The sequence below is a fragment of the Mesotoga infera genome (assembly GCA_011045915.1).
GTDB lineage: Bacteria > Thermotogota > Thermotogae > Petrotogales > Kosmotogaceae > Mesotoga > Mesotoga infera_D.
This window is the reverse complement of sequence record DSBT01000067.1, coordinates 1-2694: the sequence shown is the minus strand read 5'-3', so window position 1 is coordinate 2694 and position 2694 is coordinate 1. Positions and strand designations below refer to the sequence as shown.

General features: G+C 44.7%; 2 protein-coding genes. Both read right to left on the bottom strand.

Annotated features, from left to right (window positions below):
- The coding region (locus tag ENN47_02250) for a class I SAM-dependent RNA methyltransferase (protein ID HDP77010.1) at nucleotides 1–910 on the bottom strand (910 nt) is incomplete at its 3' end.
- Nucleotides 910–2541, bottom strand: a complete 1632-nt coding sequence (locus tag ENN47_02245) for an arginine--tRNA ligase (protein HDP77009.1) — start codon at nucleotides 2539–2541, stop codon at nucleotides 910–912. The genes ENN47_02245 and ENN47_02250, both read right to left, overlap by 1 nt.
- Nucleotides 2542–2694 lie beyond the last annotated feature (153 nt).

Here is a 2694-nt window from a genome sequence, read left to right as displayed (position 1 = left end):
TATATAGATCAAGAAGAGAATTGCCGACCGATTGTCCCATTTCATTCATAATATGCTGAATTATAAGCTCGGTAACTTCGAGATTATTCTGAAAAAAAGCAACAGGAGGAACTTCAAATCTCTTCCCCGAGAGTTCCTGTTCCAGGATGCCCTCTCCAAAAAGAGTTCTTGAGACTCCCCTCATCACAACTCTGTCATTTGAGTTCATGAGATGTACGAGAGTAGTCACCTCTCCAAGTCTATTCTTCACCTCATGAACCAACCTGTCCTCATCAGGGAGATGCTCGCCCTTTGTAACCAATATTGCCATTATCCCGCTTCCATTACCCCTGAGAATCAAGTGCTTGATTTCGCCTTTGCCGCTAGCCTGGTTATAGGGTCTAGCTGAGGTTCTTCTCAAAACACCTTCAATAAGGGCCCTCACCTTCTCAAAACCTTCAAGACCCAATACGCATCCTTGACAGCTAACCGGAGACTTGCTTTTTCTTCTGTAAAGCCCAAGAGAGAGTCCGCTTCTTCCCTGAAAGCAAACAAACTCCATTTTCAGTCTGTAATTGATTGCCTTCGGTGAAGCGACTATATCGAATTCGTCTAGATCGATCTTGCCAACTCTGCCAAACTGCTCCGCAATCACCTTCTTCTTCCATAAGAGCTGATCCGGGTATTCTAGAGTCTGCCAATCACAACCCCCGCATATCGGGAAGCTTCTACAGAGTCTCTCTCTTCTCGAATTTGAAGGGATTATGATCTTCTCAACTTTCATTAGGCGAAAATCGTTCTTTCCCTTCTTTCTGCTAGCAAGCACAACTTCTCCGGGATAACCTGCATCAAGCAGAGCAATCTTCCCGTCTTTTGTCCTGGCGAGTGAGAACCCACCTGCGATAAGCTTTTCGATCCTCAGTTCTTCCATCACATGCTGTCGGGAGCCTCAACGCCAAGAAGCTCCAGCCCGCCTTTGAGAATATTCTGAAGCGCCTTGCACAAAGCCAATCGAGCCCCCGACAAAGCCGGATTCGCGGAATCGACGATTATGTTTTTGTTGTAGTATGCATGAAAAGCTCTTGATAGATCCTCTAGATAGGAAGTCAGGCGATTTGTCCTATAATCGGCAACTACTGAATCGAGTATTTCGGGGAAGATGGTCAGCAGTTTTATAATTCTTCTGTCCTCCTGACTGTCAAGCAATTCTAGAGAATCGAATGAGACAGCTACGCTCTTCTCTTGTGCAGTCCTGAAGACGTTGCTTATTCTTGCATTTGCGTATTGTACATAGAATACCGGGTTGTCATTGGACTTCTGTCTTGCCAGGTCAATATCGAACAGCATGTGAGTGTCGGGATCGAACATCGCAAAGAAATACCTAGTCGAATCGACGCCGACCGCTTCTACCAGTTCATCGAGTGTCGTGAATTCACCTCTTCTAGTTGACATCTTGACAACTTCGCCCTCTCTCTTCAGGTTCACATACTGGTGAATTATCACGTTGAGGAAGTCATCTTCAATTCCGAGAGATTTCATTGCGGCCTTCATTCTAGGTATGTGACCCATGTGATCCGCTCCCCAAATGTCAAAAACCTTCTCGAAATTCCTCTGATGCTTATTGTAGTGGTATGCAATATCGGTCATGAAGTACGTGTTTGTCCCGTTAGATCTAACCAGTACCTTGTCGTCATCTTCAACAAAGCTTGATACTCTGAGCCATTTTGCACCTTCTGACTCATATGTGAGCCCCTTTCGATCTAGTGTCTCAATGACTGATTTAACAGTTCCATCTTCAATTAGCGAACTCTCAAAGAACACGTTGTCAAATTCCACTCTCAATGTCCTTAAGGTTCCAAGGATATCTTCAAGCATCTTCCCAAGAGCGTACTTCTTGAAGTAACTCTCAGAGTCATCATTCCAGACACCTTTGAATTGCTCACCTACTTCTCCAGCAAGATCTCGCGCAATGTCAATCAGGTACCCTCCCTGGTAGCCATCTTCTGGAAGCTCCTCTTCCAGACCGAGGAGTTGATTATACCTTACCCAAAGAGAGCGCCCGAGAAGCCCTATCTGTCTGCCTGCATCGTTTATGTACATTTCCCTTTGAACCCTGTAACCTCTAGAAAAGAAGATCCTGTATAGAACATCTCCGAATACTGCCTGACGACCATGTCCAACAGTGAAGGGACCCGTTGGATTTGCACTTGCGAACTCGAGTTGAATGCTTGTTCCGCCCGTCTTTTTCCAGAAGTCCGGAGTTTGAAGAATGTTCTCCAAGACCGATGAGACATATTTTGAAGAGAAATCAACATTTATGAATCCCGGACCAGCTACCTCAACTCTGCTGTAGTCTCGCTCCTTGCTAAGACTCTCCGAAATCAACGTGGCAATTTCTCTCGGAGTTTTCTTGAGAGTCTTTGAGAGCATGAATGCAACATTTGTCGATAAATCTCCAAATCCCTCAGGAGGCATCTCGATCTTGAAGTCAATCTTCTCGTTTTCAATGGCGAACTCCCTAATCGCTTCTTTTACTGAACTTTCCAACTTCTCCTTGAACACCGGACACCTCCAAATTAGGGCAATATACCCTAGCATACAAAAGCATAACACCGCATTGTTGTGATATGGTTTAATCCACGTTTCCTCGAGCCAATAAACGTAATTGAAAGCTGGAACTTATATATGTATTATATTAGAGATAACCAAAACAAG